Genomic DNA, 15,424 nt, shown 5'->3' with positions numbered 1-15,424 from the left:
CATGCGGGTCATGGTGGTGGATCCGCGGAAGGGGTTCATCCCCGGCCCCTACGTGGTGCGCATGGGGGGTTGGACCCTGGAGCGCTATCTGGCGGAGGCGCCGGAGAGCCAGATCTGGGAGTTTGTGTGCGGAGAGGTCGTGATGCACTCCCCAGCCCCGCCGAGCATCAGGATGGGGTGATCTTCCTATTGCGGCTTCTGGCCGGATACTGTGAGGCGAAAGGGTGAGGAAAGGTGCTGGCCGGCCCCGCGGCCCTTCGGGTGCTCCCGGATGTGGTGCGGGAGCCGGATCTCTTTGTGGTGCCTCAGGAGGAGGTTTCGGAGGCGCGAGGAGCGCCTCTGAGGGTGCGGCCGGCCCTGGTGGTGGAGGTGACCAGCCCGCCCACCCGCAGCATGGATCTCCGGGAGAAGGCCGTGGAGTATCAGGAGGCGGGGATCCCGGCATATTGGGTGATCGACGCAGAGCAGCGGGAAGTGGTGGTCCAGCGGCTCGAGGGAAGCGCGGTGGTGGTGGAACGCCTGCAGGGTGGGAAGTTGCTCAGCCGGGCGGTGCCGGGCTTCTGGCTGGAGGTGGATTGGCTCTGCCAGGAGCCGCTGCCGCCTGTGGCGGCGTGCCTGGAACAGATCCTTTCAGGGGCGTGAGCGCGAGAAGGCCGGGAAGGTGTCGGAATGAAAGGCCTGGGGAAGCGGGCGCGGACGATGGAGGTGGCGGAGCTTTACCCTCCTCCGGGACAGTGGACGGAGGAGGAATACTTCACGCTCCCGGATCGCAATCGGATCGTGGAGCTCTCGGAGGGGAGGCTGGTGGTGCCGCCTCATCCAACATACAGCCATCAGACGGCATTGCAAAACATCTTCCTGGCGCTCCATGCCTTCGTGCAGGAACACCGGTTGGGTGTGGTGTGCTTCGCCCCTCTCCCCGTCCGCCTGTGGGCGGGCAAGATCCGGGAGCCGGATGTCTTCTTCATCGCTCGCGAGCACATGGATCGCATCGGAGAGCGGGTCTGCGGGGTCCCCGATCTCGTGGTGGAGGTGACCTCCCCGGCCACCCGCCGGACGGATCGGGTGGAGAAGTTCGTGGAGTATGCCCGGGCGGGGGTGCGGGAATACTGGATCGTGGACCCGGAGGCCCGAACCGTGGAGATCTACGGGCTGGAAGGCGGCGCGTACGAGCTCGTTGGGAAGTGGGGGTTGGGCCAGCGGGCTCGCTCCCGGCTTCTGGAGGGGTTCGAGATCGAGGTGGATCGGATCTTCGCATCATGAACGGACGGAGATCGGCGCGATCCGGAGCGGAGCGCGATGGTCCGGAAACACATCCCGCAGCGCACATGCGTGGGCTGCCGGCAGGTGCAGGCGAAGCGGGAGATGATCCGCATCGTCCGCACGCCGGAGGGCCGCGTGCAGATCGATCCCACCGGCAAGAAATCCGGCCGGGGGGCGTATCTGCACCCCCGCCGTTCCTGCTGGGAGCGCGCCCTGAAGGATGGGCGCCTAGAGCATGCCCTGCGGATCGAGGCGATACCGGAGGAGGATCGGATGGCCTTGGTGGCCTACGCCTCGACCCTGCCGGAGGAAGAGAATTGATCTGACCCGGAGCGGGGCATCGCGCGAGCCGGGCGCTCCCCGGCTTGTGAGGCCTCCCGGATCCGCCGGCACGGTCGGCTTGGGCCACCGTGCCGGTTTTCGTGCCGGTGTTCCGTGAGGAGCAGACCGGCCGGATGACGGAGATCACCGCATGGCCCGGCCCCTTCGAGGGCCGGGCGCGATTCAGGGCTTATGAAAGGAGGAGGGGATGCGACAGAACGGTCGGAAGGAGATCGAGATCCCGGCGACCATCACGGTGCGCGAGCTGGCCGCCCTGATGTCGGTCAGCCCCATCGATGTCATCAAGGTCCTGATGCACAACGGCATCATGGCCAGCATCAACCAGCGCATCGATTACGAGACCGCTGCCCTGGTGGCCCACGAGTTCGGCTTTGAGCCCCGGGAGCAGCGCCCTCCCGAGGCGGTGGAGGAGGAAGGCCCTTCGCTGCTATGGCAACGCCTCTACGCCGGGGAGGATCCCTCCAAGCTCAAGCCACGGCCGCCGGTGGTGGTGGTCCTCGGGCATGTGGATCACGGGAAGACCACTCTGCTGGATGCCATCCGCCGCACCAACGTAGCGGCCCAGGAGGTGGGGCAGATCACCCAGCGCATTGGCGCCTATCAGGTGGAATACAACGGGCGCAAGATCACTTTCCTGGACACGCCGGGCCACGAGGCCTTCACCCAGATGCGGGCCCGGGGTGCCCAGGTCACGGACATCGCAGTGCTGGTGGTGGCTGCCGACGATGGGGTGATGCCCCAGACCCGGGAGGCCCTGGCCCACGCCCGGGCCGCCCGCCTGCCGATCATCGTGGCCCTCAACAAGATCGACAAGCCCACGGCCAACATCGAACGGGTCATGAGCCAGCTCGCCGAGCTCGGCTTGGTCCCTCAGGAGTATGGCGGCGACACCATCGTGGTGAAGGTCTCGGCCAAGCAGCGCATCGGCATCGAGGACCTGCTGGAGGCGATCCTGCTGGTGGCCGAGACCCGGGAGATCAAAGCGAACCCGGACCGCCCGGCGGTGGGCACGGTGATCGATGCCCGGGTCGACCGGCGAGGGCCGGTGGCCACCCTCCTGGTCCAGAACGGCACCCTGAAGCAGGGCGACATCATCGTGGCCGGCGCGACCTACGGTCGGGTCCGCGCGATGTTCGATGACCGCGGCCGCCCGCTGAAGAAGGCGCCGCCCTCCACCCCGGTGGAGGTGCTGGGGCTCTCGGATGTGCCAGAGGCGGGGGATCTGTTCGAGGTGGCCGAGAGCGAGCGTCAGGCCCGGGAGCTCGCCGAGCGCCGGGCGGCGGAGCGCCAGCGCCAGCGCCAGGTCCGGCGGATGAGCCTGGAGGACCTTTACCGCCGGATGCAGGCTGGGAAGGTCCGGGAGTTCAATGTGATCATCAAGACGGACGTTCAGGGCTCCATCGAACCCATCGCGGGCCTTCTACAGCGGCTGGTGGAGCGGCACGCTAAAGATCAGCTTCAGCTGAACATCCTCCACGCCGACGCCGGTGAGATCAGCGTTTCGGATGTGACCCTGGCCGCGGCCTCGGACGCCATCATCATCGGGTTCAATGTCCCGGTGGACGCGGCCGCGAAACGGCTGGCTGAGAGCGAAGGGGTGGACATCCGGGTGTATTCCGTGATCTATCACATCGAGGAGGATCTGGAGAAGGCCCTGAAGGGGATGCTGGCTCCCACCATCCAGGAGCGGATCCTCGGCCACGCAGAGGTCCGCCAGGTCTTCAAGGTGAAGGGCGGCCAGGTCGCCGGCTGCTACGTCCGGGACGGTGAGATCCGCCGCAACGCCCTGGTGCGGGTCCTGCGAGGGGGCCAGAAGATCCATGAGGGCCGCATCGCTTCCCTCAAGCGCTATAAGGACGATGTGACCGAGGTGCGGGCCGGATATGAGTGCGGCGTCGGGCTGGAGGGATTCCACGACTTCGCCGTGGGCGACATCCTCGAATGCTTCGTCCGGGAGGAGGTGGGCGCGGCCTGACCCCGTCCAGGGGTCCGGCCGCCCCTTCTCCTCGGGGCATCGGGCAGGGAACCTTGACAAACCTCCCCACCCGTGTTACATATTCTTTGTGGAAAGAGCCGAGATAGCTCAGTTGGTAGAGCACCCGGCTGAAAACCGGGGGGTCGGCGGTTCGACTCCGCCTCTCGGCACTGCAGGCGGGCGTAGCTCAGCTGGTGGAGCGCCTCCTTGCCATGGAGGAGGTCGCGGGTTCGAGTCCCGTCGCCCGCTCTGTGGCGGCGTAGCCGAGTGGCCCAGGCGGGGGTCTGCAAAACCCCAGACGTGGGTTCGATTCCCACCGCCGCCTCTGCTTCACGCAACGCCCCGGGCCCTTAAGGGCCTGGGGCGTTTTGCTCTCCGGCCCTCACCCTTTATCGATTCGGGTTCTGGCTCATGAAGCCAATTCGGCTTTCAGGGCACGCCCGTGAAAATAGGAGATCGCGGGGCGACAGAAGAGGAGGTGAGGGAAACGATTCAGACCGCCCCTTGGCAGCCCGCTCGATAGGGAAGATGGGAGTGTCGAAAGAACTTCGACTACGGACGGGAGCGGAGGGCGTGGCGATCGATTATGCGGCCGATGGGCGGATCGCCGGCATCGAGATCCTGGACGCCCGTCAGCGTTTCGGCGACCCGGAAGTGTTCCGGCGGGTTATCCTGGAGGATATCGCGCTGGCCCCGCCGGTCGCTGGCCGGAGAGCATAGCCGCAAGGCCCTTCCCGCCCCACGAGCGCGGACCAAGGGCTGGAAGCAGAAAGAGCCCGCAAGAGGTCCTCAAAAAGATCGCTACTCCGCAGTTCCCGAAGCCACGCCATCTGCAAGATGGATGGGCGCGCTTTCTTGCTCCGGCTCCTTAGGAGACGCGACCGGGCGGTGGCCGAAGGAGGGATTTCGATCCACACCTTCTTGCCGGGGAGGCCCGCTTCTACCGCCGGGAGTCCGTCCCCCTGACGCTCTGGCGGGGGATGCGGTTCTGCCAGTCGAAATAGCGAACGCGGGTCGGATCGTTGCGCTGGCGCTGGAGCCAGTCCTCGAAGGCCTGTTGCTGGCGGGCCTGCAGATAGCCGGGCGCCAGCTCCCGATCCTCGCGGCCGGCCACGAAGGCGATGTGAAAACCCAGGGGCGAGGTGATCACCGGGGTCGTCGAAAGAACCGGCGTGGCGAAGACGATCTTCTCCAGCTCTATCCCATATAGCGACCCCAGCCCGCCCACCGGGGTCCAGCCCGCATCCAGGGCTGTGGCGCTCACCACTTTGCCCGCTTTCACCTCCTCAAATACCGAATCGAACCCCTCGCTCTGAATCCGACGGCGCAGCTCGCCGGCCAGCTCCGGCGTCTCCGCGGTGATCAGACGGACGTTCACCTGCTCCTCGTGGGTCGGCACCTCCCGGGCGAAGGCCTCCCGGAGCTGCTGCTCCAGCAAATCGGCCTCCACCATGGCCCGGTAATCCGCCTCCGTGATCCCCAGCTCCCCCCACTGCTTGAGCCGCGCCGCGTAAAGGGCCCGGAAGCTGGCCTCCGACATCGGCGTGGGCGTGGGAAATGGGGTCGCCGTAGGAGTGCCGGTGAGGACGGTCCCAACGGGAGGGGTGGCCGGGGGTGTCGGGGAGGCCGCCGGCGTGGGCGTTTCCCGGAAGAACCCGAAGCGCCGCTCGATCTCCCAGTCCACCGCCTCCGGCGAAACCCGGATCCCCCGCCGTTCGGCCTCCTGGCGGATCAGCCGCTCGTCGATCATCTGCTGGAGGACCGCCCGGCCCAGGGCCACAGGATCCTCCAGTTGCAGGTTGATCTGAGTGAGCTGCTGCCGGTAGATCGCTGCGATGGTGGCCTGGGTGGGATCGTTGGGGTCCAGCGCCGCGATCTCCTGCCGAAGGAAATCCGCCTGCTGCTGGAGCGCAGCTTGCGCGAACCGGAATCGCTTCTGGAACTCCCGGGTTGAGATGGGCTGGCCATCCACAGTCGCCACCGGCTGTTCCGGCCAGATGGCCTGCTCATAAACCCATCCCCCCGCGATGATCAGCAGGGCGAGCAGAACGACCCCGCCGGCGGCGAGCAGAAGAATCCGCTGCAGGCGAGCTTCCTGTTCCGCCCGGGAGAGGGCCTTGCGGTTGATGCTGCTCGGTTTCCGGGCCATACCCTCGCCTCAGGAGCGCTTGGAGGATGCACACATAAACTCCCCCGGCCCGGCGCTCGGTCGCGCGGCCGGGGGAGCATGCCGGAGATGCCGGAGGGCCCATAGGGCCCCAGGCTTCCGCAGGCGTTCAGGGACCGCCCCAGCCATACTTGCGGACGTGCTCGGCGGTGAAGGGCAGGAGCCCCAGATGGCGTGCCCGCTTGATGGCCACGGAGAGGCGTCGTTGATGCTTGGCGCAGGTGCCGGTCTGTCGGCGCGGCTTGATGCGCGCGCGATCGTTCACGAACCGGCGCAGCAGATCAACGTTCTTGTAATCGATGGCCACCCGCTCGACACAGAAATAGCACAGCCGGGGCGGCTGCGCGTAGCGGCGCGTCGGCGCGGCCTTCGCCGGGGCCGCGGGCGCCGGAGCCGGGGCGGCGCTCTCCACCGCCGCTTCCACTGCCTCCGCGCGGGGTGTTTCGATCTCCTTCCGATCTTCTGTCAAGGCGAACCTCCTCCCATGCGATCTGAGCATCCCCGGGCGCGGTCACACCCGGCGATCTTCTTCGCGGCCAGCATACAGATCTCGCGAATCCATCCCCCGCTTAAAAGGGGAACTCCTCCGCGTTCTCCTCCTCGCCTGCCTCCTCTGCGAAGGATGGCGAGCCGGCTTGACCTTCCCCCAGCACGATCATCTCATTGGCCACCAGCTCCGTCCGATAGTGCCGGCGGCCCTCCGCGTCCTCCCATCCCCGGGTCTGCAGGCGCCCTTCCACATAGACATACATGCCTTTGCGCAGGCGCTGCTTGCAGACCTCCGCCAGTCCACCCCAGGCCACGACGTTGAACCATTCCGTCTCCTCCCGCCGATCGCCGTTGCTGGCGATCCAGGTGCGGGTGGTGGCCACCGGGAACGTCGTCACAGGGCGCCCGTTGGGGGTGAACCGCATCTCCGGATCCCGCCCAACCTGGCCGATGATCATCACCTTGTTCAGCCCACGCATGGAGCCCTTCCCTTCTCTTCTCTCCGGATCCACGAGACGGCCTCGTCCCCGTTCAATCTTCATCCAGACGGACCAGGAGGTGGCGGAGCACCTCTTCGGTGATGCGCAGCGTGCGCTCCAGGGAGGCGGTCGCCGGCGCGGGCATCTCCGCCCGCATGAGGACATAATGCCCTTCCATCTTCTTGCGAATGGGGTAACAGAAACGGCGGCGACCCCAGGGGATGACCTCCTGGATCTGCCCACCGTTCGAGGTGATCACCCCTTTGATACGCTCGATGGTCTGGTCCAGCTGCTCCGGGCTGAGATCCGGATCCAGGACCACCATCAGCTCATAAGGTCGGATGCGCGGCGCAGGCTGGATCAGCACGGAAATGACCTCCTTTCCACGGGTTTGCCCCCGCTCGGGGCGGGAGCGGAAAGGCGCAAAGCCGGAGGGTATCCTACCACATCCGGGGCGATTCGGCAACCATCTCGCGGGAGCTTACCCGAATCCGCCGGTGCTCAGAAGATAGCCCAGGCTGTAGCCCAGGAGCGCTCCTCCGGCCAGGAACGGCAGACCCGCCTGGACCTGTCGCCGGGCGCTCAGCCGGGCGGTCAGGAGCAGCTGCCCCGCCAGGATGCCGATCAGCGTTCCGATCGCCGGCCACGGGGCAGGATGTTCCCGCAAGGCGGAGAGCGTCAGCACGGCGGGCAGGACGGCATCCCCGAACCCCATGGCCAGGATGGGCCCTTGGGTCTTCGCGCGGGGGATCTCCAGTGGGATGATGAACAGCATGGGAAGGCGCTCCTCGAAGGCCCAGCGGGCCAGCTGCTGCATATGCCCCAAGACGTGCACGGCCAGCACGTCGTAGAGGATCATGATCAGAAGCAGGGCCGCAGCGGCCGGCGGGGGAAGCAGAGATCCCAGGTAGATGACGGCCCCGCTGCAAGCCAGGAGACCCGTCAGGTTCGAAAGGGCCCAGGAGGAGCGCCGCCGTCCCTCCCGGATCAGGCCTACGGTCAGTCCTCCCAGCACGAGATCCGCCCAGACCGGCGGGGGAGCCGCGAGGAGCGCGGAGAGCAGCTCGTGCAGGGCGAAGAAAAGCGCTGCCCCGAAGGAGGCGAGCAAGGCGAAGCTCAGGATCCGGGAGAGGAAACGTCGATCCCGCAGCTGCAGGAAGAGCGCGAGGAGGGCTCCTGTGGCAATTGGGATCAGGGCGAGAGGCACGGCGAAGGCCATCTGGTCGCCGATCGGCCGGGCGGCCAGCCGCTCCGAAAGCCGGCGGACGGCTTCCAGGGCCTCCCCCGGGGCAGGGTTCTGGGAGTTCGGGGGGAAGCCGGACCCCAGAACAGCCAGGAAGTGCACGGAGAGGAGGACGGCCATCGCCCCGCCGATGCCGGTCGGCCCGATGGACCCTGGAACGGGATCCGGCGCATCGGCGGACGGCTCGCCGGCTTCCGGAGGCGGTGCGACCCGGGCGACCTGCAGGCGAAGCCCCTGCACCGCCACGACCCGGACCCGCTCGCCGGCCGCGATCCGTTCCCCAACCGCCCGGGCGGTCCACGTTTCCCCCCGCACCCAGACGGTTCCCTCAGGATCCAGATCCGTCTGGGCGATCCCCTCCGCCCCGATCAGGCGCTCCGGGGACTGAAGGGGAGGGCGTCGGCCTATCTGGCGCATCAGGTGCGCCAGGCCGAAAGAGGCGGCCGCTCCTGCCAGGGCGGTCCCGATGAGGATCGCCGGGGCCACGCGTTGCCCGGCGCCGGGCGGCAGCAGGAACAGGCCGCCCAGGCCCAGGGCCAGGGCCCCGGAGAGCCCTAGATACCCCCCGCTCTGGAGGTAGATCTCCCCCAGGAAAAGAAGGGAGCCCAGCAGGATCAGCAGGAGGCCGGCGGCGCTCACGGGCAGCCGGAGCAGGCCGATGACCGCCAGGCCCAGCAGGAGCACGGCGAGGCCTTCCGCCAGCCCGGTCCCCGGGATGCTCCACGCAGCAACGGCGGCCAGGATCCCGCCGACCAGGAGGAGATACGCGACGTTGGGATCCGCCAGCCAGCCCCAGAGCAGCTGCAAAAGGTCCATGCGGGTTTCCGCCTCATCGCCTCATGTCTTGCGCAACACGATGGCCATGGCCTCCTTCAGGCCCTCCAGGGCGGCGCGGCTCTCCGCATCCATGGCGCAGGCGATGATGCAGGCCTCCATATGGCTCTCCAGGAGCCTCAGAATGGCCTGGTTGAGGGCGGACTTGACCGCCGCCAGCTGCACCAGCAGGCTGTTGCAGTCCTGGTGCTCGGCCAACATCCGCCGGACGGCGGCCAGGTGCCCTTCGATGCGCGCCAGGCGGGCGTCTAAGGCACGCTCCTGCTCGGGTGTGAGATACACCTGCACCTGCGGCCCTCCGGTCGTCCGGAGGAGGGCGTCCCGGGTCGGTTTGCGGCGCGGTGAGGATCGTCGGGGCATCCGGCCTCCTGATGGCGATCAGGGTTTTCTTCCAGCATACCACCGGAAGGTAAGCGAGGGAGCCAGGCCATCCCCCGGCGCCCGGAGCGGGGATCCGGCCCCTCTTGTCAAAATGCCCGGAGGTGGTTATAACTAATAACGCAGAGCCCGAACGGAGGGGGAGCGGCCTCCGAACTCAGCGTGAGATCAGCGCTGGCCCCGCTGCGGAGAATCTCAGTCATCTTCAGGCTAAAAGGAGGAGGTTGCGATGAACCGCTCACGTGCCTGGTGGTGGCTCTCGCTGGTCGCCCTGGTGGGCCTGGTGCTCTCGGCCTGTGCCCCGGCGGCCACGCCGACCCCGCAGGTGATCGAGAAAGAGAAGGTCGTCGAGAAGGTCGTCACCCCGACGCCGGTTCCTCGTAAGGTCCTCCGCCTGAACCTGGGCCCCGGTGACGTCCCCACCCTGGATCCCTCCCTGGCGACGGATACCTCCTCGATCCAGATCATCGAGCTGGCCTTTGTGGGCCTGACCCGCCAGAACGAGGAGACGGCGGCGGTGGAGCCCGGGATGGCGGAGCGCTGGGAGGTCTCGCCGGACGGCAAGGTGTGGACCTTCTACCTGCGCAAGGGCATCCCGTGGGTGCGCTGGAACGGTCAGGAGGTGGAGCAGGTTAAGGATGAGAAGGGCGATGTCCGCTATGTGACCGCCCACGATTTCTGGTATGGGGCCATCCGCACCCTGAAGCCCGAGACCGGCGGTGAATACGCCTATGTGCCGGCTTTCTTCATCGAGGGCGCCGCGGAGTTCAACGAGGGGACCATCACCGAGCCTGAGAAGGTCGGCATCAAGGTGATCGACGATTACACGATCCAGTTCACCCTGAAGGAGCCGGTGGGCTTCTTCGCCAACATCGCCGGCCTTTGGATGTTGCGGGCGCAGCCCCAGTGGCTGATCGAGGAGAAGGGGGATCGCTGGACGGAGACCGGCGCTTACCACTCCTATGGGCCTTACGTGATGAAGGAGTGGGTCCATGACAGCCACATCGTGATGGTGGCCAACCCCTTCTGGCCCGACAACATCCCCAGCGTGCCCAAGCCCAAGATCGAGGAGATCGTCTTCCGCATGCTGGATGAGTCCCCGGCTTTCGCTGAGTATGAGGCCGGCAACCTGGACGTGGCGGGCGTGCCGCTGGCGGAGATCGATCGGGTGAAGGCGGATCCCAAGCTCTCCCAGGAGCTGAAGATCGCGCCGATCCTGTGCACCTACTACTACGGCTTCAACGTCACCAAGCCGCCCTTCGATGATGCCCGCATGCGCCTGGCCTTCTCCCTGGCGGTGGACCGCAAGGCCATCGTGGAGAACGTGACCAAGGGCGGCCAGGAGCCGGCCCAGTGGTTCTCCCGGCCCGGTCTGCAGGCGGCGCCCACCCTCCAGACCCATCCCAACCTGGGCGTGAAGTATGACCCCGAGCGGGCCAAGCAGCTCTTCCAGGAGGTCCTGAACGAGAAGTATGGCGGGGATGTGAAGAACCTGCCGCCCATCACCCTGATGGTCAACCAGGTCGAGGGCCATATCAAGATCGCCGAGGCCATCCAGCAGATGTGGAAGGAGGTCCTGGGCGTTGATGTGAAGCTGGAGACCCAGGAGTGGAAGGTCTACCTGAAGACCCTCCAGACCGACCCGCCGCAGATCTGGCGGCTGGGCTGGTGCCAGGACTACCCCCACGCTAGCAACTTCCTGAAGGATGTGTTCTACTCCACCTCCGACAACAACCACACGAAGTGGGGGAATCCGGAGTTCGACCGCCTGGTCGATCAGGCCCTGCGGGAGACCGATGAGAACAAGGCCCGCGAGCTCTACGCCCAGGCCGAGGACATCCTGGTGGCCAAGGACGCGGCTATCATCCCCATCTACTGGTATACCCGCGTCACGGTCACCAAGCCATATGTGAAGCGCACCTTCTCGGTGCTGGGTGGCCTGGAGCATATTGAGAAGTGGGACATCCAGCAGTGAGCCTGGACGTCGGCAGGAGGGGGCGGCGCGCCGCTCCCTCCTGTTCAAATGGAGCGATATGAGGTATAACAGGGGAGGCCGGTGGAGAGGACCCTTGCCGGCCTCCCCTGTTTTCGGGAAGAGGAGATCGATCCAGAGTTCAGCCGAACGGAACTCCGTCTCAGGAGTGAGGGGAGATGCTCCGTTACATTGTGCGGCGGATGCTATGGAACCTCCTGGTGCTGTGGGTGATCACGGTGATCACCTTCGCCCTCATGCACGCGGTGCCCGGGGGGCCCTTCGATCGGGAGAAGCCGCTCCCTCCGGAGATCCGGGCGAACATCGAGGCCAAATATCATCTCGATAAGCCGGTGGTGATCCAGTATCTTTACTACATGCGCGACCTCCTGGTCCCCCGATATTCCCCCACTTTGCCGACCTCCCTCCAGGAGGACGCGCTGATCCGCTGGAAGATCGGGCCGGGCTATTTCCTCTGGATCAACCTGGGCCCGTCCTATTCCTCCCGCAGCCGCTCCGTCAACGACATCATCCGCCAGAACCTGCCGGTGTCCTTTGAGCTGGGCGTCTACGCCCTGCTGGTGGCTGTAGGCATCGGGATCCCCCTGGGCATCCTGGCCGCCCTGAACCAGAACACCTTCCTGGATTACTTCGGGATGAGCCTGGCGATCTTCGGGGTCTCGGTGCCGGTGATCGTATTGGGCCCGATCCTGGTCTCGGTCTTCGGGGTGTGGCTGAAGTGGCTGCCGCCGACGGGGTGGGGGACCCCGGCGCACGCCATCATGCCCTCCATCGCCCTGGGGCTGGCCAGCTCCGCCCTCATCGCCCGCCTCACCCGGGCCAGTTTGCTCCAAGTGATCCGGGAGGACTACATCCGCACCGCCCGGGCGAAAGGCCTCGCCGAGCGCCTGGTCATCGCCCGCCACGCCCTTCGGAACTCCCTCATCCCGGTGGTCACGGTGCTCGGCCCCCTCTTCGCCGCCCTGGTGACCGGGACCTTCGTGACGGAGACGATCTTCGGCATCCCGGGGCTCGGCCGTTACTTCGTCACCAGCATCACCAACCGGGATCACCCGGTGATCATGGGGACCATTTTGATCTACGCCATTTTCCTGGTGATCGCCAACCTGGTTGTTGACATCACCTACGCCTTCCTGGATCCGCGGATCCGTTACACCTGATCTTGAGAAGCGAGGTGGACGATGGCGACGCAGGCGATGCGTCGAGGGGCAGAGACCCTCGCGGTTCCCACTCGTCGGCCGGTGGGGTTCTGGGAGGACGCCCTCTATCGGCTCTCCCGCAACCGGGCAGCCATGGTCGGGGCAGGGATCGTCATCCTGCTCGTCCTGGTGGCGATCTTCGCGCCCCTCATCGCCCCCTATCCCTACGACAAGCAGGTGCTGACCGACCGGGATAAAGTCCCCGCTTGGATGGTGAAGATCTTCCCCTTTATGCAGCCCTATGCGCGGATCAGCGACCGCTATCTGCTGGGAGCGGACTACGTGGGGCGGGACCTCTTCAGCCGCATCATCTACGGGACCCGGGTGTCCCTGACGGTGGCCTTTGTGGGGCCGCTGATCAGCCTCATCGTAGGGACCACTTACGGTCTGATCTCGGGCTACTTCGGCGGGCGACTGGATAACATCATGATGCGTCTGGTGGATGTTCTCTATGCTTTCCCGGGGTTGCTGTTCATCATCCTGTTGATGGTGTTCTTCCGTCAGGTGCCCCAGGAGGCCCGCTCGGTCTGGGACGCCATCCGGATCCAGATGTATAAGATCGACGCTGCCTTCGGAGGGATGTTGTTTATCTTCGTGGGCATCGGGCTGACGGCCTGGGAGAACATGGCCCGCCTGGCCCGGGGGCAGGTCCTCTCGGTCCGGGAGAAGGAGTTCATCGAGGCCGCCCGGGCCATCGGGGCGGGGCACCTGCGCATTATGTTCCGCCACATCCTGCCCAATATCATCGGCCCTCTGATCGTGGCCGAGACCCTGGCCATCCCCTCCTACATCACCACCGAGGCCTTCCTGAGCTTCATCGGCCTCGGGGTGAACCCACCGACCCCCAGCTGGGGGCTGATGATCTCCCAGGGCGCCCAGGCGATCCGCACCTATCCCAACCAGGCCCTGGCCCCCGCCCTCGCCCTGGCCATCACCATGTTCGCTTTCAACTTCCTGGGGGACGGCCTGCGGGACGCCCTGGACCCGCGGATGCGGGGCACGCAGTAAAGGGAGCTCTCCCATACTCCCCGGGCCGGGCGATCCCGGCCCGGGGATTCTCGCACCGGATCCTCACGGCGGAGGCTGCGAATGGGACGCCTGATGAGCGAGGTGGCCATCGTCGGGGTGGGCTGGAGCGGCTTCCGATCGATCACCCCCGACCTCTCCTTCCGGGAGATGATGTTCGAGGCTGCGGCCATGGCCTACGCCGACGCAGGGATCCATCCCCGCCGGGACCTGGACGGCCTGGTCACCGCGGAGGAGGACTTCCACGAGGGCATCGCCATCAGTGATGAATACGTCCCGGACCAGATGGGGGCGGTGCTGAAATCGGTGCACACCATCGCCGGCGATGGCCTCCAGGCCCTGGCCGCGGGGGTGATGCAGATCGCCGCGGGGGCCGCCCGCATCCTGGCCGTCGAATCCCACAGCAAGGCCAGCAACATCCAGAACCTCCCCCAGATCACCGCTCTGGCCATGGACCCGATTTTCCAGCGCCCCCTGGATGCCCACCCCCTCTTCATCGCCGGGCTGGAGATGCGCCGCTACCTGGAGGCCACGCGCACCTCTCTGGAGCATGTGGCTCGGGTGGTGGTCAAGAACCGGCGCAACGCCATGCGCAACCCCCGCGCCGCCTTCCCGGCGGATCTCACCGTCGAAGATGTGCTGAGGAGCGAGCCCCTGGCCGAGCCCCTCACCCGCCTGATGGCCGCTGAGCCGGCCGACGGATGCGTGGTGATCGTCCTGGCGCGGGGGGATATCGCCCGCTCTCTGACCGACCGGGCGATCTGGATCCGCGGGATCGGATGGGCGACCGACTCCTACACCCTGGAGGGGCGGGATTGGGAGGGCGCCCGTTACCTCCGCCGGGCGGCCGAGATCGCCTACCAGCAGGCCGGGATCCGTTCGCCCCGCCGGGCCTTCGATCTGGTGGAGATCGACGACACGTTCGCCTATAAAGAGCTCCAGCACCTGGAAGCCCTGGGCCTCTGCCGTCCCGGGGAGGCCGGATGGTGGACGGCCGAGGGGGCGACTGAAATCGGGGGGGAGTTGCCGGTGAACCCCTCCGGCGGGTGTCTGGGGGAAGGCCATCTCCTGGACGCCTCCGGGCTGGCCCGGCTGCTGGAAGCGGTGCTCCAGCTGCGCGGCGAGGCCGGTCCCCGGCAGATCCCGCACGCTGGCACGGCCCTGGTGGCCTCCTGGCGCGGGCTGCCCACCGCTACCGGCGCGGTGGCCGTCCTGAGTCGGGAGCCCTGACGATGGGCCTTGCCCGGATGTCCCCGGAACGCGTGTCAGTGAACGCCGGCCCTTCGGGCCGACCCGCCATGCCTCCTTGTGGCCGGGCCAGAAGCATCGGGGCGGCGCCTCGAACGGTCCGCCGCCGGGAGGAGAGGGAGAGGTTCCCCGCGCTGCGGGATGAACTTCCCCGCGATCGGCCGGAGGTGCCCATGCATCCGGAGGAGCTACGCGGAAGGCTGGAGCAGCTGGAGAACGAGGTCCTGATGCTTAAGCACGTGCTGCGCTTCATCCTGGCCGCTCACCGCCGTCATCTTCCCTCCTTCTCCGGCCAGCGGGTAGACCCGGAGCTCGTGCGCCAGGTGCGACGGGAGATCCAGGCCCGGTGGCATGAAGAGTGGGAGGATCTGATCCCGCCGAAACCGAGGCTCCTGTGAGAACCTACGTTCTGGATACTCACGCCCTGATCTGGTATCTCACGCGGGATGAGCGGCTCAGCCCGGCGGCCCGGCAGGCTTTCCGGGAGATCGAGCGAGGGGAGGCCAGAGGGCTGATCCCCATCGTCGTCCTGCTGGAGCTGATCCGGATCGAGGAGAAAGAGCTGATCCCACCCCTCTGGGAGGCCGCCCTGGCCACACTGCTTGGTGGGGGGAGATTCGAGGTGGTGCCCCTGGACCTCAACCTGTTGGCGCTGGTGCGGGAGCTGCCGGAGATCGAGGACCTGCACGATCGGGTGATCGTGGCCATCGCCCGGCGCTACGGGGCGGTCCTGGTCACCTATGATGAGATCATCCGGCGCTCCGGCTTAGTGGAAACCCTCTGGTGAT

The 15,424-nt window shown here is 66.8% G+C and carries 18 protein-coding genes and 3 tRNA genes; 15 read left to right on the top strand and 6 right to left on the bottom strand.

All coding sequences use genetic code 11. The annotated features are described in order from the left end of the window. Nucleotide 1 precedes the first annotated feature (1 nt). The 9 genes from CFB18_RS02630 (at nucleotide 2) to CFB18_RS16370 (ending at nucleotide 4,300) form a co-directional block, all read left to right on the top strand. Entirely contained in the window at nucleotides 2-181 is a 180-nt protein-coding gene (locus tag CFB18_RS02630) for a hypothetical protein (protein WP_088570263.1), read from the top strand. Between the two features lie 53 nt (nucleotides 182-234). Continuing rightward, the gene (locus tag CFB18_RS02625; protein WP_088570262.1) at nucleotides 235-642 is read left to right on the top strand and encodes a Uma2 family endonuclease; all 408 of its coding nucleotides are present in this window, start codon (nucleotides 235-237) and stop codon (nucleotides 640-642) included. Between the two features lie 27 nt (nucleotides 643-669). Continuing rightward, nucleotides 670-1,263 carry a Uma2 family endonuclease gene (locus CFB18_RS02620; protein WP_088570261.1) on the top strand — a complete coding sequence of 198 codons (594 nt, stop codon included), beginning with the start codon at nucleotides 670-672 and terminating at the stop codon, nucleotides 1,261-1,263. Between the two features lie 36 nt (nucleotides 1,264-1,299). Beyond that, nucleotides 1,300-1,584, top strand: coding sequence for an RNase P modulator RnpM (gene rnpM, locus CFB18_RS02615; protein WP_088570260.1), 285 nt, complete (start codon nucleotides 1,300-1,302; stop codon nucleotides 1,582-1,584). Nucleotides 1,585-1,792: 208 nt separating this feature from the next. Beyond that, entirely contained in the window at nucleotides 1,793-3,580 is a 1,788-nt protein-coding gene (infB, locus tag CFB18_RS02610) for a translation initiation factor IF-2 (RefSeq protein WP_088570259.1), read from the top strand. A gap of 97 nt (nucleotides 3,581-3,677) precedes the next feature. Next, nucleotides 3,678-3,750: transfer RNA gene (locus tag CFB18_RS02605), tRNA-Phe, on the top strand. Between the two features lie 6 nt (nucleotides 3,751-3,756). Further along, nucleotides 3,757-3,829 (top strand) — tRNA-Gly (locus CFB18_RS02600). Between the two features lie 4 nt (nucleotides 3,830-3,833). Further along, nucleotides 3,834-3,905 (top strand) — tRNA-Cys (locus CFB18_RS02595). Between the two features lie 86 nt (nucleotides 3,906-3,991). Further along, entirely contained in the window at nucleotides 3,992-4,300 is a 309-nt protein-coding gene (locus CFB18_RS16370; protein ID WP_320410122.1) for a DUF2283 domain-containing protein, read from the top strand. 220 nt (nucleotides 4,301-4,520) lie between these two features. On the opposite strand, the gene CFB18_RS02585 is transcribed toward CFB18_RS16370, so the two are convergent. The 6 genes from CFB18_RS02585 to CFB18_RS02560 all read right to left on the bottom strand — a co-directional run bounded on the left by CFB18_RS02585 (nucleotide 4,521) and on the right by CFB18_RS02560 (nucleotide 9,152). Beyond that, nucleotides 4,521-5,729: a peptidylprolyl isomerase gene (locus tag CFB18_RS02585; RefSeq protein ID WP_088570257.1), complete on the bottom strand. Its 1,209-nt coding sequence runs from the start codon at nucleotides 5,727-5,729 to the stop codon at nucleotides 4,521-4,523. A gap of 127 nt (nucleotides 5,730-5,856) precedes the next feature. Continuing rightward, nucleotides 5,857-6,216, bottom strand: a complete 360-nt coding sequence (rpsR, locus tag CFB18_RS16455) for a 30S ribosomal protein S18 (RefSeq protein WP_322794808.1) — start codon at nucleotides 6,214-6,216, stop codon at nucleotides 5,857-5,859. A gap of 100 nt (nucleotides 6,217-6,316) precedes the next feature. Next, nucleotides 6,317-6,715 carry a single-stranded DNA-binding protein gene (locus CFB18_RS02575; RefSeq protein WP_088570255.1) on the bottom strand — a complete coding sequence of 133 codons (399 nt, stop codon included), beginning with the start codon at nucleotides 6,713-6,715 and terminating at the stop codon, nucleotides 6,317-6,319. Between the two features lie 52 nt (nucleotides 6,716-6,767). After that, nucleotides 6,768-7,082 (bottom strand): 30S ribosomal protein S6, encoded by a 315-nt coding sequence (rpsF, locus tag CFB18_RS02570; protein ID WP_200808046.1) that lies wholly within the window; start codon nucleotides 7,080-7,082, stop codon nucleotides 6,768-6,770. A gap of 114 nt (nucleotides 7,083-7,196) precedes the next feature. Beyond that, nucleotides 7,197-8,774 (bottom strand): presenilin family intramembrane aspartyl protease, encoded by a 1,578-nt coding sequence (locus tag CFB18_RS02565; RefSeq protein WP_088570254.1) that lies wholly within the window; start codon nucleotides 8,772-8,774, stop codon nucleotides 7,197-7,199. A gap of 21 nt (nucleotides 8,775-8,795) precedes the next feature. After that, nucleotides 8,796-9,152: a metal-sensing transcriptional repressor gene (locus CFB18_RS02560; RefSeq protein ID WP_088570253.1), complete on the bottom strand. Its 357-nt coding sequence runs from the start codon at nucleotides 9,150-9,152 to the stop codon at nucleotides 8,796-8,798. Nucleotides 9,153-9,399: 247 nt separating this feature from the next. Here CFB18_RS02560 and CFB18_RS02555 point away from each other — a divergent pair, with 247 nt between their 5' ends. The 6 genes from CFB18_RS02555 to CFB18_RS02530 all read left to right on the top strand — a co-directional run bounded on the left by CFB18_RS02555 (nucleotide 9,400) and on the right by CFB18_RS02530 (nucleotide 15,423). Then, entirely contained in the window at nucleotides 9,400-11,145 is a 1,746-nt protein-coding gene (locus CFB18_RS02555) for a peptide ABC transporter substrate-binding protein (RefSeq protein ID WP_088570252.1), read from the top strand. Nucleotides 11,146-11,321: 176 nt separating this feature from the next. Continuing rightward, the gene (locus CFB18_RS02550) at nucleotides 11,322-12,323 is read left to right on the top strand and encodes an ABC transporter permease (protein WP_088570251.1); all 1,002 of its coding nucleotides are present in this window, start codon (nucleotides 11,322-11,324) and stop codon (nucleotides 12,321-12,323) included. A 21-nt stretch (nucleotides 12,324-12,344) separates the two neighbouring features. Further along, nucleotides 12,345-13,370 (top strand): ABC transporter permease, encoded by a 1,026-nt coding sequence (locus CFB18_RS02545; protein WP_200808045.1) that lies wholly within the window; start codon nucleotides 12,345-12,347, stop codon nucleotides 13,368-13,370. 81 nt (nucleotides 13,371-13,451) lie between these two features. Continuing rightward, a complete protein-coding gene (locus CFB18_RS02540) occupies nucleotides 13,452-14,618 on the top strand; it encodes a thiolase C-terminal domain-containing protein (RefSeq protein ID WP_200808044.1) in 1,167 nt (388 codons plus the stop codon). A gap of 191 nt (nucleotides 14,619-14,809) precedes the next feature. Continuing rightward, nucleotides 14,810-15,034, top strand: a complete 225-nt coding sequence (locus tag CFB18_RS14870; RefSeq protein WP_143597491.1) for a hypothetical protein — start codon at nucleotides 14,810-14,812, stop codon at nucleotides 15,032-15,034. Next, nucleotides 15,031-15,423, top strand: a complete 393-nt coding sequence (locus CFB18_RS02530; protein ID WP_159461535.1) for a type II toxin-antitoxin system VapC family toxin — start codon at nucleotides 15,031-15,033, stop codon at nucleotides 15,421-15,423. The genes CFB18_RS14870 and CFB18_RS02530 overlap by 4 nt, the downstream gene beginning before the upstream one ends. Nucleotide 15,424 lies beyond the last annotated feature (1 nt).

Source organism: Thermoflexus hugenholtzii JAD2 (assembly GCF_900187885.1).
Classification (GTDB): Bacteria; Chloroflexota; Anaerolineae; order Thermoflexales; family Thermoflexaceae; genus Thermoflexus; species Thermoflexus hugenholtzii.
This window is presented reverse-complemented; position numbering and strand designations above follow the sequence as displayed.